Raw genomic sequence first — 15,998 nt, 5'->3', positions numbered from 1 at the left:
ATCGTTTATGTTGCACTGCATGAAAAAAGCACCCGAATAGGATGCTTTGTTTACGTTTCACCTTCAAGTTTCTCCTCTTTGGCTGTTGGATCAACAAGATGTTGCAATGCAGCTAGTTCGTTTTGCTGGTTTGCGATTGTAATTTCCTTTGCAGTCATTTCCTTTTTTAGTTCATTGATTTGTCTATTGGCATGGATGGATTTGAACATTGCTAGGAAGCCGCTAATGGCTGCGCCGAGTAGAGCTGTAAAAAGAATGACGAGGATGAGTGGCAGATGCGCTTCTCCGAACAAGTAGTTTACTTGGACTGGGTCAACGTTAAGTATTGCGAATACAGCGATAATGATGGCGAAAAGAATACTGAGTATTAACGACCATTGCATCTTCATTCTTCTCCACCTTCCTTTTCAAAAAATTAACATCCAGCTTCAGGCGCTATAAGGATGCCTTAATTTCTGTAAAAAGCTGCAGAAATTAAGGCAAATCGAACCCTTCGCAGTTCGATTTGCTCGGGTCATAAGTCAAATCTGCTATGTGGCAAAAAGCGCCACTTCGCATCTTCGCCTTATGCCTGTTGTATCTGGGCAAGCGCCCTACGCTTTTGAAATAAAAAAACAGGATATACGTAGAGTATACCCTGTCCTGTTGAGGTTTGAAACGTCGTCGGAGCCGTAGTTATTACACTACAGGCTCGTCTGAACCCCATTGTTTTTTCACTTTATCGACTTTCAACGTGCCTGTTTTTTGAAGCTCTTTCTTCTTCAAATCAAACCAGATTTGAGCTGAGATGAAGATGGAGGAATACGTACCTGCGAGCAAACCGATCAGCAAGGCGATCGAGAATGGGCGGATCGCTTCTGCTCCAAGAGCAATTAGTGCGACTACTACAAATATGACTGTCAATACAGTGTTCACGGAACGTCCCAATGTTTGACGAAGCGATTTATTGACGACATCAGCCAACGTATCCGCATTATCAATTTTCCCGATCTTATGCAAATTCTCCCTGATTCGGTCGAATGTTACGATTGTATCGTTTATCGAATATCCGACAATGGTTAGGACAGCGGCAATGAACGTAATATCCACTTCCAGCCTCGTAATACTGAATACTGCTACCATGAAGAAAGCATCATGGATCAAGCCGATAATGGATGATACACCCATGCGCCATTCAAAACGGAAGGCAACATAGATGATGATTCCGAGTGCAGCGACTATCAAAGCTTTCAATGCATTTTCAGCAAGTTCTTTACCTACAGTATTGGAAACTGTTGAAATATTTGGGTCTGCACCGTAATGAGCTTCTAGATCTTTTTTGAATTTATTTACGGTTTCTTGCTTAAATTCTTCTTTATAACGTACAACGCCAATATTGTTCGTATCACCAGAAATGACAATATCCGTTGCTGGATGGCCGATTTTTTCAAGCGTATTTGAAATTTCTTCAGTCGTTAAAGAAGAATCCGATAAAATTTCTACACGCGTACCGCCTGCAAAGTCAATCCCGAGGTTTAATTTGAAAATACCAAGGACAATGATGCCAGCAATAATTAATGCCATCGAAATGACATAGAATTTCTTTCGAGAATGAACAAAGTCGAATCGATCGAATTTCGTTGATAGTTCAAGCGTATCCACATTTTCTTCTGGTGCGTGGACCCGCCTTTTCGAAATTCCGAATAGGCCAGTCTTGCCATCAAGCATACCGCTATTAACGAGTAGGCCCAACAATAGACGCGAGCCCCATACAGCTGTTAAGAAGCTGACTAAGATACTAATGATTAGCATTGTTGCAAAGCCTTTGACAGAGCTTGTCCCGAAAATGAATAGGACGACAGCTGCTAGCAAAGTTGTAATATTGGCATCCAAGATGGCAGTGAATGCAGATTTCGCACCTACCGAGAATGCCGTCTTCACTGATTTCCCTACACGTAGTTCTTCTCTAATCCTCTCATATGTCAGGATATTCGCATCGACCGCCATACCGACCCCGAGCATCAGAGCTGCAATTCCAGGAAGTGTAAGAACGCCATTAATGCTTGTGAAGACAGTAAGGATAAGGTAAATATAAACAGACAGTGTAATAACAGCGACAAATCCAGGAATACGGTAATAAATTAACATGAAAATGAAAATTAATGATATACCAACAATACCAGCTAGAATCGTTTTATCCAACGCCTGTGCTCCGAATTGAGCACCAACAGAAGTAGAGTAGATTTCTTCAAGATGAACTGGTAACGCACCTGCATTCAAGATGCCTGCCAAACTTTTTGTTTCTTCCACTGTGAAGCTTCCTGAAATTTCAACACTGGATGAATTGATAACATTACTTACGTAAGGAGCGGAAATGAATTTTGGCTTTTCCTTCATTCTTTCCTCTTTGAATGAATCGACGCCCTCTTCAAAATCCATCCAGATGACCATGACATTTTCAGGAGCTTTCGCTTTAATTTCAGCTGTCACTTCCCCGAATTTGTCCGGGTCTTTCATCTCGAGTGTAACGACAGGATTACCACTTGGATCGAAGTTGGCTTTCGCCTTACCTTCTTTCAAATCATTTCCATCCAACATCAGGTTATCGTCTGCATCTCTGAATGTCAGATTTGCTTGAGTGGATAATAGTTCACGTGCCGTTTCCTGATCTTCGACACCGGCCAACTGCACGCGGATCCTGTTATTGGATTCGACTTGGATAACCGGCTCGCTTACTCCGAGCACGTCAACACGGTTTCGTAATGCACCAGCTGTATCGGCCACAACATCTTCCGTAATTTTTTGACCGTCTTTGAGTGGCTGAACTTCGTATAGGACCTCGAAGCCCCCCTGTAAATCAAGTCCGAGCCTAACATCTTTTATAATCGGATTTACCGTAACGCCTATTAAAGAACCCAACAAGACAAGCAATAATAGGAACGATACGATCCGGCTTCTTTTTTTCATAAGTTAGTTCCCCCTCTGTACGTGGAACGGTAAGACGTTTGCTATGTACAGTTTTTAAGAAAATACAACACTCCAATTATGAAACAGAGTATTGCATCTGTCAAATAGTTGGACATTCATTGAACATCTAATTACGATTTACTTTTCGGTGAAAGTAGCAACTGCAGCTCATCGCTGTTCAAATCTGAGAACCAATTCGAATCCCTTTGTTCCTCGATTTGGGTATACGTCATGAATTCAGCAGGCGTCAATGCCAAGATGCCATTCACGATTTCGTGGATTCGCATCGTAGACACATTTTTCTTCCGCCATTTTTTACGAATACAGAATTTCCATATTTCTTCATTTGTCACTGTGTGATAGCCATAAAGACGGAATTCATCCCTTTTACTTTGAATAGCAGGCAGTGCATGTTTGAATATCTGCTCGAATTGAATCGTCACCATTTCCATCCCTTTCCCGTTCAGTCGTAAATAGACAAACCTATGCATAGATTTAGTGTATACGAAATGACCGGAATTGAGAAGGAGTTGTTTTTATTGTCCACTTTCATCCGTGGAACTGCCATACTGATGATTGCCGTATTCATGACAAAGCTATTAGGATTCGTCTATCGCATCCAATTCATGCGCGTCGCAGGAGAAGAAGCGGTCGGAATCTACATGACCGCCTATCCGGCGTTCATATTCTTCTTATCACTCGTTCAACTAGGCGTGCCAATCGCAGTTGCGAAGGTGATTGCGGAATTAAAGGTAAAAGGGGAAACTGCAAAACTTCCTGCCGTCATGAAGACTGCAACTTTCATAACAATTTTCACAGGTGCGATATTCATCCCGCTATCCATTCTTTTCATCCCTTATTTAGCTGAAACGTTATTAGGAAATGCTGCTACTTCCACTACGTTATATGTTGGAATCGCCATTATTCCGATCGCAGCTGTTTGCGGTTTGATCCGTGGATATTTTCAAGGGATAGTCAGAATTGAAGAAACGGCTTGGTCGCAAATTATTGAGCAGCTATTCCGAATCGTTTTGATTACATGGATGTTGCCTATTTTTCTAGTACCCGATAACAACCCTATGAATGCCGCTTACGCGATGGGTATAACATTGCTTGCCGAAGGGCTGTCCGCCTGTTATTTATGGTTCAAATATCAACAACATAAACGTCGTGACAGGAAGCCTGTTGTCAAAAAAGAACGCTATCCAATGGAGCCGCTATTATCGATTGCGTTGCCGTCTTCTGGCAGCAGATTATTCGGCACGTTCACATGGTTCCTAGAGCCAATCATTTTTCTTCGTGCCTTATCAATGGCAGGAGTCGGAGCAGTAGCGGCTACATCGCTATACGGGGTCATCTCAGGTGTTCTCATCCCTTTGCTGCTCTTTCCTTCATTTATCCCTTACGCATTGTCTGTCGTGCTTGTGCCTGCTGTAAGTGGAGCTGCAGCTGCAAGCAATAAGAAAAGACTGCAAGAGCGGATCCATTTGGCTTTGCGGCTTTCAGCATTGACCGGCGCTTTCGCTGCAGCTGTTTTTTATATTCACGGACAGGCGCTTGCCGAGAAGCTTTTTCATATTAGTGATGGCGGTTCCTATATGACATTGCTTGCCCCTATATTTTTCTTTTATTATATCCAAAGCCCGTTATACTCCATTTTGCAAGCAACTGGGGATGCAAAGGCAGGAATGATGAATTCAGTATATGGCGGAATTGCTAAGCTGGGAGTCATGTTCGTCTTAGCATCCCAGCCAGGCTTACAGGAAACAGGGGCAGTGCTTGCGATTGGGTTCGGAGTCCTTGTCACTTCATTTCTTCATATAGCAACATTACGAAAAAACAAAGCAGCGGCGGCCGGCTTCACAATGTTCGCTCTGCCTTATGTATCCTTTATCATGGTTGCCGTCATACGCCCTATTTTCATACCAATCGGCAATTTCGGTCTGTTGACCGAATGCATAATTACGACAGCATTCCTTCTCGTCATTTTGTTGCTTTTCGGGCAAGTGAAGAAAAACGATGTTTTCATGTTGAAGAGATTGATAAAAAACTATTGAAAAGCTTTTTTCAGCTGAAAGTGTATCTTCCCATTTTCGAATGAGCAATAAAAGACTTGATTTACTTCATTTACACCTTGTTTTTCTAGCTCTTGAATGAGCCAATCTTCGGACCTTCCGATCAATTGAATATGGCGGCTTTGGACGACGCCATCGGATATGAGAGCGAGGACTGGTTGGGTGTTTTCATATGTGAATACTGACAAATTTCCAGAAGGCTCTAAATATGCATAGGACACATCGCGTACTGATCCGATTTGCTGCTCACGAAGCTGTTGAAATAAATCATCCAAGTTATATCTCTGTTTTCTCATCTGCTCTTCTTGGATGATTCCATCTTGTATAATCAACGTCGGGTCTCCATCGACAACATCTCTGAATTTTTTGCTCTTCAAGGAAAGAAAAGATGTCAGCAGCTGGATTACAAGTAGAAGGAGCACCGGGAAAACAGAGTGGCTCAACTTTTTATCTGGCGATTCCAATGCAACCGCAACAACCTCCGCCATAATTACAAAGACTACGACATCAATGACGCTTAGTTCTCCAACTTCCCGTTTTCCCATCAGCCGGAGAATAATCAGGATGAACGCATATAGCAATATTGTCCTGAATCCAATGATAAGAAGATCATTCATTATGTATCCCTCCTCTTCAGGAAAGCATGCCTTTTCCCGATCAGGAATATACCCAAATTAAAAAGAGGCGGTTCACAGTTTCAATACTGTGAATCCGCCTCTTTGAACATGTACATTATTAAGATGCTACAACACGACCGACAGCTTGTCTATCGAATTGCAAAGTTGTGCCGTCAGCGACTTTCAAAAATACGGATGTATCGTCAACAGCATCGATCACGCCGTGAAGACCGCCGATTGTAATGACCTTATCGCCACGCTTCAAACTTTCTTGCATCTGCTTCGTCTGCTTTTGTCTTTTTTGTGCAGGTCGAATCAACAAAAACCACATGATCGCGAACATCGCAATAATTGGAAGCAACGTTCCAAGCATACTACCATCATTCATTCTATTCCCCCCTCTTCTCTCGGTTTATTATACAAGATTCAAAAGTTTTTTGCATTTGGTTTGTTGAATCCGTATTGTTCAAAAAATTCTTCTCTGAAATCGCCGAGGCGATCATTTCGGATTGCATCCCTAATCTGTTCCATTAATCGTAGTAGGAAGTACAGATTATGATAGGACGTCAAACGGATGCCGAATGTTTCATTCGCGCGGATCAAGTGACGGATATATGCTCTGCTATAGTTTTTACAAGCATAGCAATCACAATTCGGATCCAATGGTCCGAAATCGCGTTCGTATTTCGCATTTTTCACAACAAGGCGGCCTTCACTAGTCATCAACGTTCCATTCCGTGCGATACGCGTCGGCAATACACAGTCAAACATGTCAACTCCGCGAATTGCTCCGTCAATCAACGAATCTGGAGAACCGACCCCCATCAAATAGCGAGGCTTGTTTTCCGGCAATAATGGTGTTGTAAATTCTAGCGCGCGATTCATGACATCTTTCGGCTCCCCTACGGATAACCCACCAATTGCATATCCTGGGAAGTCGAGCGAGACGAGGTCTTTAGCACTTTGTTTGCGAAGCTCCTCAAATTCGCCTCCTTGCACGATGCCGAAAAGCCCCTGATCTCCAGGACGGGCATGCGCTTTTAAGCACCGTTCTGCCCACCTCGACGTTCTCTCGACACTCGCCTTCATATATTCGAAAGTTGCAGGATATGGCGGACATTCATCGAAAGCCATCATAATATCCGAACCTAGATCATTTTGAATTTCCATCGCTTTTTCAGGGCTTAGGAAAAGCTTACTGCCATTCAAATGATGACGGAAATGGACGCCTTCCTCTTCGATTTTACGGAATTCACTTAATGAAAACACTTGAAAACCGCCTGAATCTGTCAAAATCGGTCGATCCCAGTTCATAAATTTATGGAGGCCGCCTGCTTCTTTAATAATATCATTTCCTGGGCGGAGCCAAAGATGATACGTATTGCCTAGGATAATTCCGGCTCCCATCTCTTTCAATTCCTCAGGAGACATCGTCTTCACCGTCGCTTGAGTCCCGACAGGCATGAATGCCGGTGTCTCAAATGAACCATGAGGCGTATGGACGATGCCAAGCCGTGCTCCTGTCTGCTTGCATGTTTTTATATGTTCGTAAGTAATTGCTGCCATTTCGTGTGATCCTTTCTATTTCGAGGATTAGTACCTCTTTACTTTTTGTGCGGGTTGATGAACATCGCATCCCCGAAACTAAAGAAACGGTACTTCTCCTTCACCGCTTCTTTATAGGCGGCGAGCACATTTTCACGTGTCGCCATAGCCGAAATAAGCATGATTAACGTCGATTTCGGCAAATGGAAGTTTGTTAACATACCATCAAGAATGCTGAACTCGTACCCAGGGTAGATAAAAATTGACGTCCACCCACTGGTCGGCACGATTTTTCCGTCATTTTGCGAAGCGATTGTCTCTAAAGTTCTCGCCGAAGTCGTACCGATCGCAATGACGTTTCCACCTCTCGCCTTCGCTTCATTGATTGCGTTTGCCGCCTTTTCAGTCACTTGATAATACTCCGAATGCATCGTATGATCTTCGATGGAATCTACACTGACAGGGCGGAATGTTCCCAAGCCGACATGCAATGTGATAAATTCGACGCCAACGCCTTTTCTCTTGATCTCCTGCAATATTTCTTCGGTGAAATGAAGACCGGCAGTTGGCGCAGCAGCGGAGCCTCTTTCTTTTGCAAAAACAGTTTGATAACGCGATTGATCGTCGAGCGTCTCTGTTATATAAGGTGGGAGGGGCATCTGTCCGAGGGCATCTAGAATTTCATAGAAAATGCCTTCGTACCGGAATTTAAATATTCTTCCCCCTTGTTCGAGGATTTCAGTGCATTCAGCTTCCAAACTGCCGTCCCCGAACGAAACAACAGTTCCTACTTTCACTCGTTTTGCAGGCTTTACGAGTGTCTCCCACTCGTCAGAGCCAGTCTCTTTCAGAAGGAGAACTTCAATCGACGCGCCTGTATCTTCCTTTGTGCCAATGAGACGTGCAGGCAGGACTCTTGTATCGTTCAGAACAATGATATCCCCTTCCTGCAGCTCGTCCACAATATGACGGAACTGACGATGTTTTACGTCTCCCGTCACTTTATCCAAAACCATCAACCTGCTCGCAGTCCGATCTTTGAGAGGTGTTTGTGCAATGAGGCTTTCAGGTAAATCAAAATCAAAATCATTTACATCCATAATCCGCGTGAACTCCTTCTATCAATAATTGAACATCTTTTATTACGTAATCGATTCGGGCGGCTCGTAACCGAAGTGATCATAAGCGAGTCGAGTAGCAATCCTGCCGCGAGGTGTTCTTTGAAGGAAACCGATTTGCAACAAATAAGGCTCATAAACGTCCTCAATCGTGATGGACTCTTCGCCAATGCTTGCGGCAATCGTATCAATCCCGACCGGACCGCCGCGGAATCGTTCAATCATACTGACAAGCAATTTATGATCGATGTGATCGAGACCGTGCGAATCGACTTGCAGCATTTCAAGCGCTTCTTTCGCGATATTCATTGTAATACTGCCGTCGCCACGCACTTGTGCATAATCACGCACTCTGCGCAGGAGACGGTTGGCAATTCGTGGCGTTCCTCTTGAGCGCCTCGCTATTTCAACTGCTGCATTGGCGTCGATATCGACATCGAACAAGCTTGCACTTCTAATTACAATTTCCTTCAATGGAACTTCTCCATAATATTCTAGACGGAGCGGCACACCAAAACGGTCTCGAAGCGGAGCGGACAAAGAACCGGCTCTAGTCGTCGCCCCAATCAATGTAAACGGCGGGAGATCGAGACGTATTGATTTGGCGGATGGCCCTTTCCCCACAACGATGTCGAGACAAAAGTCTTCCATTGCTGGATAAAGCACTTCCTCGATTGACCGGTTCAATCGGTGGATTTCATCGATGAATAGAACATCGCCCGGTTCCAATGATGAAACGACCGCTGCGAGATCGCCAGGCCTTTCAATCGCCGGCCCGCTCGTCATTTTTACATTGACGCCCATTTCGTTTGCTATGACAGTTGCAAGCGTCGTTTTCCCAAGCCCTGGCGGACCGTACAAAAGGACGTGATCCAAGCTTTCACTCCTGCCTTTTGCCGCTTCGATGAAAATACTCAAATTATCTTTTACAGTCTCTTGTCCAATATATTGATGCAACGTTTGAGGTCGCAAAGATTGTTCGAAGCTGTCGTCATAATTGGATTGTTCACTTGAAATGACCCGTTCCATACATACCGCTCCTCCTTTCTATTCCGATTTATTATTTTTGTTTCAATAATAGGCGTAGTGCCAACTTCATATAGCCTTCTGTATCCAGGTCTTCCTTTTGCATCTCAGTCTTCACTTTTGCCAGTTCACGTTGTGAATAGCCTAGCGCCTGCAAAGCAAGGATTGCCTCTTCCAACGCGCCGTTTTCTGCTAATGAAAGCAGTGTCACGTCCGTATCCGGCATTTCAATTTCCGTGAATAGATCCCCGAGCTTCCCTTTCAAGTCAAGGATTATTTGACGTGCCGTCTTTTTTCCGACGCCTGGAAACTGGACGAGGAATGATTCGTCTTCCCTTTCGATTGCACCGATGACTTGAGAAGGTATGCCGCTTGCCAAAATGGCTAGAGCACCTTTCGGACCGATTCCAGAAACAGTGATAAGCTTCTTGAACAATTCACGCTGTTCTATCGATTTGAACCCGAGCAACCACTGCATGTCTTCACGCACATGTAAATAAGTGAATACTTGCTGCACTTCTTCCGTTTGATGGAAGGCATATGGATTAGGCGTCATGATCTGCCAACCGATGCCGCCTTGTTCAACCGTTATGTATTCGGGTGTCACCCGGGTAATTATTCCTTTTATATAATCGTACAAGCCATTCTCCCCCTAAAGTATCGAAACTATTATAGCATACGAACGGGTTTTCTACATAGAAAAGCGGAGGGTGGCGTTCAGCTGCGACAGCAGGGCAAAGATGTGCTCGTAACGCTTCGCTTTTACTCGCAAAAGCCGTTCTTCGTTACGGCTTTCGATGGAGGGCTTGGACAAAAGGCGCTTTTTGCCTTTTGCTTCACGCCTGAAGCGACCCGAGCTGCTGCCACCCGGTGCTGGACAATAAAAAAAGCCGCTGAAGAGGCGGCTCATTCATTGACTTGCATTATGATAAATATTTTGCACATCATCATCGTCTTCTAATGCTTCAATCATCTTTTCAAATTGGTCGGCATGATCACCTTGCAATCCCGTATAGATCGTCGGAATCATTTCAATCTCCGCTGAAATAAATTCTATTCCTTCAGCTTCCAAAGCTTCTTTTACTTCCATGAAGCTGGACGGTTCTGTAATAATTTCAAAGCCATCTTCTGTCGACTCAATGTCTTCAGCACCCGCCTCCAAAGCTGCAAGCATGATTGCTTCCTCACCGGTGTCAGCAGTACGCTCGACAAATAGGCGTCCTTTTCGGTTGAATAAATAGCCGACCGATCCGCTTTCTCCCAAGTTTCCGCCATTTTTATTGAAAGCTACACGGATATTCGGCCCTGTGCGGTTTCTGTTCTCAGTTAAACAATAAACAAGAACAGCTACCCCTCCAGGTCCATATCCTTCATAGACGACTTCCTCATAGTTTTCATCCGCACCTGCGCCAGTCGCTTTATCGATAGCTCTTTTAATGACATCATTCGGCACGTTTAAGCCTTTTGATTTCTCGATTGCAAGACGGAGTGCGGGATTCATGTCGGGATCTCCTCCACCCGTTTTTGCAGCGACATAGAGTTCCCTCGACATCTTTTGAAAGATTTTGCCTCGTTTCGCGTCTTGCGCGCCTTTACGGTTTTGGATATTTTTCCACTTTGAATGGCCAGCCATTATGCATCCTCCTACTTCATGTTCCGTTCTACATCATACCATAACTTCGGCCATGAAGAGAGGGCATACTCCGTAAAGGGGATGAGCTTTCTAGAAATATTTTCTTGTTTCGCTTCCGGCATATTTAAAAGATGCAACCATTCCCTTAACATCTCATTCGGATAAAGCAGCATCGATTTAGATGCGTTATCGAGATCTTTTAAAGACATCTGCTCTGCCAATAGGAACTCCAAATTGTAGCAAACATTCGGCAAGACACGGTGCATCCAAAGTGCCAATTCGGTTCCAGGTGGTCCTGTACATGCAAGGTCGAAATCGATGAAGCGAATTAAACCGTTTCCATCACGAAGAATATTGTGATGGACGACATCCCCGTGAAGCAACGTATAGCCCGAAAGCTTCCGATAGTTCTTCTTCAAAATGGGAAGAGCTTCTTCCCCATACATGATTATCTCATCAACCGCTTGTTTCCTTAAAAATTTCCCGAAAGCATCACGATTTTCAATAAAGCGATCAAGTCTTTCTTGCCATTTTTCCAAGAGCTGATATCTATGCAGATAAGGGGAGGCATCCCAATCAATCTGCTCTTTTGTTCGATGCAATGCTTGAAGGGCTATTAAGGAATCGGTTCGATCACTACGTCGCCTGAAGTTGACGGGTTTCGTCCCTTCAATCCATGGCTGCATAATGAATAACGGATCCTCCGTTGGAAGGATTGGAACAATATGAGGAAAACGGATCGCATGCAACTGTCGGTGTACATACTCGACTTTCACCGCCGTTGAACGCGTTGTATATCTTTTTAACGAATAGGCGGATTCCCCTTCCACCATTTTCCAGACATTTTTCTTTACTTTACGGATATTCTTTTCCAGCGCCATACGCCGGTCAGCAGCCGCATCCGTAATTATCCATAGGATTGAAAGGCTGCATATGCATTGGATTCATTTGCATCGGGTTCATGTGCATTGGATTCATTTGCATTGGATTCATTTGCGTCGGATTCATTTGCATCGGGCTCACTTGCATCGGGCTCACTTGCATCGGCATCATATAATTCGGTTGCATCTCACTCGGACCAAATCCATAGAATCCATGGTGAGGGCAACCACAGTGATGAACAGGCATCGGAGGACATGGATAACCGAAAAAGAATGGTTGCTGAGGCTGCATCATCATCTCGCTAGGATTTTGATACTCGGGTGATACCATTTGAGGCACATATCCTTGCTCCGGCGGACAGTAAACCATATGTTCCGGTGATTCAAGCGGAATCGTCGGTGACTCCATCAACTCCCAGCCTCTGACAGGATAAGGCGGAGAAACTCCAGGACCTCTTCCCGGATAAATTGGTGATTCTTCAAACTCATCCATTTCTTCGGCACTTTCAATCGAAGGTGGTTTCACTCCTAATTTTGCTGGTGTTGTCGGCATTTCCTTCGCCGGCATTACTTGTGAAGGCATAGATTGCGGCGGCATGGCTGGCGTTGGCATAGGCGCCGGCATTTGTTGAGTGAAGCTTGGAAACGGCATCGGTACACAATCCGCATCGTAAATAGGCATCCATCCGCAAGGAACAGGCATAATCGGCTGGAAAAATTGTGGCATTGCCATTGGCGGTGTAGGAACGGCAGGCGGTATGGACGGTAATGGCTGCACAGTCTCTGCAGGTGGTGTCATTACAGGCGGTGGCTGAACAGGCAAGCTCGGCATAGGCTGTCTCGGCACAGATGGCGGCTTCGGCATTTCAAATTCAGGTTCAACCTTCGGCAATGGAACCGGTTCCTTCGGCTTAGTCGGCTTTTCCATTGCAGGAGGCGTAGATGGCTTTACTTGCTGAGGCTTTACTTGTTGAGGCTTAACCTTCTCAGGCATTTTTTCCTTGCCTTTCTCACTCGGCAGAGGTGCAGTTTTCTTCTTTGGCAAAAAAATCTTCATTCCCGGAACGATATAATCCGGATTTGCCAAATGGGCATTCACCCTTTTCAAATCTTCAAAAGGGATACCGTACTGTCGTGCAATTTTCCACAACGTATCCCCTTTTACAACAATATGGACATCCACTAACAAAATCCCCCTTCCATCAATCCATCGTATGAACGAACGCCCGTCTATGTGACGCAAATTTAAGAAAGACGCCCTCTCTCTTAGTATGTATATTGTGGAATTGTCCCGATTATTCATTTGAAAAATTGATGTTCGTAGGCTTTCTAGCCTTTTAAATGAAAAAACCTCCAAGCTAATAAAAGTTAGCTTGAAGGTCTATGTTCATATGGAAAATACGAACCGAATGATTGAACCGTGCAATTAAGCGCCGCAAGTTCCTCAAGGGCACCTCTCATCATCGGGTGCTCTTCACTTTCCAATACGTCGATGATGAAAAAATAATTTCCTAACCCAGTTTTCATGGGCCGTGATTCGATTTTGCTTAAATTTAGCTTCCGCCATGCAAACACTGATAATATTTGATGAAGCACTCCTGAACGATCGTCTTCGGGTAACTTTATCATTAATGTCGTTTTCGGCTCTTTCGAATGACCCGGTACTTCCAAATGGCCTTTTCTCAATGATAAGACGACAAACCGTGTATGGTTGAAATGAAAATCGTGTATATTTTCTTCAGCGATATGTAGGCCGTACTTTTCAGAAGCCAAACGATTTCCGATTGCGGCGATACGAAGCTCCGGATTTTCGGAAATATATTTTGCAGCCGCAGCTGTCGATGTTGTCTGAATCAAAGGCGTACGGCGGTAATGATATTGCAAATACTTATGGCATTGTGCAAGTGCATGTGGATGAGAATGGACCGATTCGAGCTTCTCTAAATGATCCTTCTGCTTCTTATTCACCATCAGATGCTGTTCAATCGGAATCGAAATTTCCGCATTGATATACAATTCGCTACCATGGAATAAATAATCAATCGTCATTGGCACCGAGCCTTCCAACGCGTTTTCAAGCGGCACTATCGCGTACGCGACATGACCTTCCGTTACAGCTTCTATACAATCAGGTATCGTCGGTTGGGGCACCAAGCCTTCCGTTCCAAAAAGGTGAGTTGCCGCAACATGAGTAAATGATGCTTCAGGCCCCAAATAGGCGACCGTTGGCTTGTAATCTTGTTCGCTCATCTCAGATCCTCCATCTAGTTGCTCCACTTTATTTTTCTATCTTTGTTGTTCGCCTTTGGGTGCTATCCCCGATAAACGCCCTCCGCTTTTATCATTACCGAGCTATAGGCGCATTAAAGAGCTCCCGAGCTGATCAAATGGACGGAATCTATGAAGTTAGGCGCTTTCAACTTTTGCATAAATTCCTCCATTTTGATCTGCATCTCGGTTACATCAAGTGACAACGTTATATTAGCACGACCTTGCACCGGGATTGTCTGGTGAATGGTCAGCACATTACATTTCGCCTCCGAAATGATCCGAAGAATCGTCGCAAGCGATCCTTTCCGGTCCTCGAGTTGAATAAAAATTGTCAACACTCGTTCACGAGCGATCGATTCGAATGGGAAGACAGTATCCTTATATTTATAATAAGCACTGCGGGACAATCCGACCCGCTTCGTCGCTTCCTGGATTGTCCTTTCCTCCCCGCTCGCTAGAAGCCTTTTCGCCTCTAACATCTTAAGCATCGATTCCGTAAGTACATCTTCCCTTACTAGATAAAACTGCCCTTCCCCCAATGGCCTCATTGAATGCCTCCTTGCAACAATTCATTACTCATCCTCGATAATATCTTATTCGAGGAATTCGAATTCGAAGTCGAGGATTCTAACTGTATCCCCGTCTTTCGCACCTCGCTCGCGAAGAGCATCGTCTACACCCATTCCACGCATTTGACGTGCAAATTTACGGACAGATTGATCGAAATTGAAGTCGGTCATCTTGAATAGACGTTCGAGAGTATATCCTGATAGGACATATGCTCCATCATCATCTCGCGTAATCTTGAAGTCAGCGGTTTCAGCTTCGTGCTTATAAAGAACTGAACGATTTTCATCCTCTTCTTCGATTTCATGCATCGGGAACTCCGGCGTCGTTTCAAGCAAGTCGGCAACTGTAAATAGCAGCTGATCCAACCCTACACGTGTAATCGCAGAAATAGGGAAAATCTTTGCATCTGTTTCGCCCAGCTTCTCTTTGAACAGTTTTAAGTTTTCTTCAGCTTCCGGCATGTCCATTTTATTTGCAACGATGACTTGAGGACGCTCCATTAAGCGAAGATTGTATTTCTCCAGTTCTTCGTTGATTGTAATGTAATCTTCGTACGGATCCCGCCCTTCTATTCCAGACATATCGACGACGTGGATGATGACTCTTGTCCGTTCAATATGCCGCAAGAACTGATGACCGAGACCGACGCCTTCATGTGCTCCTTCGATAAGACCTGGTAAATCGGCTAGAACAAATGTCCTTCCACCTTCCAACTCCACCATTCCAAGATTCGGCACAAGCGTTGTAAAATGGTAGTCGGCAATTTTCGGTTTTGCTGCGGATACGACAGATAATAATGTCGACTTTCCTACGCTCGGGAAACCAACGAGGCCAGCATCTGCGAGCACTTTTAATTCAAGTGTAATTTCCCGTTCGACGCCCGGTTCTCCTTTTTCCGATAACTCAGGTGCAGGATTTTGCGGTGTAGCGAAACGCGAATTCCCTCGTCCGCCTCGTCCGCCTTTCGCGATGACAGCTGTCTGGCCATGTTCCACGAGATCAGCGATGATATGACCAGTTTCCAAATCCTTGACGATCGTACCTGGAGGAACTTTAACTACCATGTTCTCTCCGCCTTTACCGTGCTTGTTTTTACTGCCTCCGTGCTCTCCACGTGGGGCTTTGAAGTGTCGCTGATAGCGAAAATCCATTAGCGTCCGTAATCCTTCATCTACGATGAAAACGACGTCCCCGCCTTTTCCTCCGTCCCCACCAGCAGGACCTCCGTAGGCTACGTACTTCTCGCGGCGGAATGCAACCATTCCATCGCCGCCGTCGCCGCCTTTGACATATACTTTAACGTGATCGACAAACAT

The 15,998-nt window shown here is 44.7% G+C and carries 16 protein-coding genes; 1 reads left to right on the top strand and 15 read right to left on the bottom strand.

Annotated features, from left to right (window positions below):
* Positions 1-50: 50 nt before the first annotated feature.
* The 3 genes from ACR65H_RS16050 to ACR65H_RS16040 all read right to left on the bottom strand — a co-directional run bounded on the left by ACR65H_RS16050 (position 51) and on the right by ACR65H_RS16040 (position 3,392).
* Positions 51-389, bottom strand: a complete 339-nt coding sequence (locus ACR65H_RS16050; RefSeq protein ID WP_440501626.1) for a LapA family protein — start codon at positions 387-389, stop codon at positions 51-53.
* Positions 390-678: 289 nt separating this feature from the next.
* Positions 679-2,946, bottom strand: coding sequence for a protein translocase subunit SecDF (gene secDF / locus ACR65H_RS16045; RefSeq protein WP_440501624.1), 2,268 nt, complete (start codon positions 2,944-2,946; stop codon positions 679-681).
* A gap of 131 nt (positions 2,947-3,077) precedes the next feature.
* Entirely contained in the window at positions 3,078-3,392 is a 315-nt protein-coding gene (locus ACR65H_RS16040) for a post-transcriptional regulator (RefSeq protein WP_440501623.1), read from the bottom strand.
* A gap of 39 nt (positions 3,393-3,431) precedes the next feature.
* On the opposite strand from ACR65H_RS16040, the gene ACR65H_RS16035 reads away from it, so the two are divergent.
* The gene (locus tag ACR65H_RS16035; RefSeq protein WP_440501621.1) at positions 3,432-5,003 is read left to right on the top strand and encodes a putative polysaccharide biosynthesis protein; all 1,572 of its coding nucleotides are present in this window, start codon (positions 3,432-3,434) and stop codon (positions 5,001-5,003) included.
* Here the strand turns inward: ACR65H_RS16035 and ACR65H_RS16030 are convergent.
* The 12 genes from ACR65H_RS16030 to obgE all read right to left on the bottom strand — a co-directional run bounded on the left by ACR65H_RS16030 (position 4,997) and on the right by obgE (position 15,998).
* Positions 4,997-5,638 carry a DUF421 domain-containing protein gene (locus tag ACR65H_RS16030; RefSeq protein WP_440501620.1) on the bottom strand — a complete coding sequence of 214 codons (642 nt, stop codon included), beginning with the start codon at positions 5,636-5,638 and terminating at the stop codon, positions 4,997-4,999. The two genes, ACR65H_RS16035 and ACR65H_RS16030, sit on opposite strands and share 7 nt — an antisense overlap.
* A gap of 118 nt (positions 5,639-5,756) precedes the next feature.
* On the bottom strand, positions 5,757-6,026 hold the full coding sequence (gene yajC, locus ACR65H_RS16025; protein WP_440501618.1) for a preprotein translocase subunit YajC: 270 nt from the start codon (positions 6,024-6,026) through the stop codon (positions 5,757-5,759).
* Between the two features lie 38 nt (positions 6,027-6,064).
* Positions 6,065-7,204, bottom strand: a complete 1,140-nt coding sequence (tgt, locus tag ACR65H_RS16020; RefSeq protein WP_440501616.1) for a tRNA guanosine(34) transglycosylase Tgt — start codon at positions 7,202-7,204, stop codon at positions 6,065-6,067.
* A 38-nt stretch (positions 7,205-7,242) separates the two neighbouring features.
* Complete coding sequence (queA, locus tag ACR65H_RS16015; RefSeq protein ID WP_440501614.1) at positions 7,243-8,283, bottom strand: tRNA preQ1(34) S-adenosylmethionine ribosyltransferase-isomerase QueA; 1,041 nt, start codon at positions 8,281-8,283, stop codon at positions 7,243-7,245.
* Between the two features lie 42 nt (positions 8,284-8,325).
* Positions 8,326-9,330, bottom strand: a complete 1,005-nt coding sequence (gene ruvB / locus ACR65H_RS16010; protein WP_440501613.1) for a Holliday junction branch migration DNA helicase RuvB — start codon at positions 9,328-9,330, stop codon at positions 8,326-8,328.
* Positions 9,331-9,361: 31 nt separating this feature from the next.
* The gene (gene ruvA / locus ACR65H_RS16005; RefSeq protein ID WP_440501611.1) at positions 9,362-9,967 is read right to left on the bottom strand and encodes a Holliday junction branch migration protein RuvA; all 606 of its coding nucleotides are present in this window, start codon (positions 9,965-9,967) and stop codon (positions 9,362-9,364) included.
* Between the two features lie 270 nt (positions 9,968-10,237).
* Positions 10,238-10,960, bottom strand: a complete 723-nt coding sequence (locus tag ACR65H_RS16000) for a YebC/PmpR family DNA-binding transcriptional regulator (RefSeq protein WP_440501609.1) — start codon at positions 10,958-10,960, stop codon at positions 10,238-10,240.
* Positions 10,961-10,971: 11 nt separating this feature from the next.
* Positions 10,972-11,841, bottom strand: a complete 870-nt coding sequence (locus tag ACR65H_RS15995) for a phosphotransferase (protein WP_440501608.1) — start codon at positions 11,839-11,841, stop codon at positions 10,972-10,974.
* 7 nt (positions 11,842-11,848) lie between these two features.
* Entirely contained in the window at positions 11,849-13,024 is a 1,176-nt protein-coding gene (locus ACR65H_RS15990) for a LysM peptidoglycan-binding domain-containing protein (RefSeq protein ID WP_440501606.1), read from the bottom strand.
* Positions 13,025-13,209: 185 nt separating this feature from the next.
* Positions 13,210-14,091, bottom strand: a complete 882-nt coding sequence (gene pheA / locus ACR65H_RS15985) for a prephenate dehydratase (protein ID WP_440501604.1) — start codon at positions 14,089-14,091, stop codon at positions 13,210-13,212.
* Between the two features lie 113 nt (positions 14,092-14,204).
* Positions 14,205-14,660, bottom strand: a complete 456-nt coding sequence (locus tag ACR65H_RS15980) for an ACT domain-containing protein (protein WP_440501602.1) — start codon at positions 14,658-14,660, stop codon at positions 14,205-14,207.
* Positions 14,661-14,705: 45 nt separating this feature from the next.
* On the bottom strand, positions 14,706-15,998 hold the full coding sequence (obgE, locus tag ACR65H_RS15975; RefSeq protein ID WP_440501600.1) for a GTPase ObgE: 1,293 nt from the start codon (positions 15,996-15,998) through the stop codon (positions 14,706-14,708).

Source organism: Sporosarcina sp. SAFN-015 (genome assembly GCF_059415085.1).
The sequence above is the reverse complement of the archived record's forward strand: the minus strand, read 5'-3'. Positions and strand labels throughout refer to the sequence as shown.

Coding starts and splice junctions, on each gene's coding strand:
- obgE (WP_440501600.1), bottom strand. CDS start 15,998: ATGTTTGTCGATCACGTTAAAGTATATGTCAAAGGCGGCGACGGCGGC.
- secDF (WP_440501624.1), bottom strand. CDS start 2,946: ATGAAAAAAAGAAGCCGGATCGTATCGTTCCTATTATTGCTTGTCTTG.
- ruvB (WP_440501613.1), bottom strand. CDS start 9,330: ATGGAACGGGTCATTTCAAGTGAACAATCCAATTATGACGACAGCTTC.
- pheA (WP_440501604.1), bottom strand. CDS start 14,091: ATGAGCGAACAAGATTACAAGCCAACGGTCGCCTATTTGGGGCCTGAA.
- ACR65H_RS16030 (WP_440501620.1), bottom strand. CDS start 5,638: ATGAATGATCTTCTTATCATTGGATTCAGGACAATATTGCTATATGCG.
- yajC (WP_440501618.1), bottom strand. CDS start 6,026: ATGAATGATGGTAGTATGCTTGGAACGTTGCTTCCAATTATTGCGATG.
- ACR65H_RS15995 (WP_440501608.1), bottom strand. CDS start 11,841: ATGGCGCTGGAAAAGAATATCCGTAAAGTAAAGAAAAATGTCTGGAAA.
- tgt (WP_440501616.1), bottom strand. CDS start 7,204: ATGGCAGCAATTACTTACGAACATATAAAAACATGCAAGCAGACAGGA.
- ACR65H_RS16000 (WP_440501609.1), bottom strand. CDS start 10,960: ATGGCTGGCCATTCAAAGTGGAAAAATATCCAAAACCGTAAAGGCGCG.
- queA (WP_440501614.1), bottom strand. CDS start 8,283: ATGGATGTAAATGATTTTGATTTTGATTTACCTGAAAGCCTCATTGCA.
- ACR65H_RS16040 (WP_440501623.1), bottom strand. CDS start 3,392: ATGGTGACGATTCAATTCGAGCAGATATTCAAACATGCACTGCCTGCT.
- ACR65H_RS15980 (WP_440501602.1), bottom strand. CDS start 14,660: ATGAGGCCATTGGGGGAAGGGCAGTTTTATCTAGTAAGGGAAGATGTA.
- ACR65H_RS16050 (WP_440501626.1), bottom strand. CDS start 389: ATGAAGATGCAATGGTCGTTAATACTCAGTATTCTTTTCGCCATCATT.
- ACR65H_RS16035 (WP_440501621.1), top strand. CDS start 3,432: ATGCATAGATTTAGTGTATACGAAATGACCGGAATTGAGAAGGAGTTG.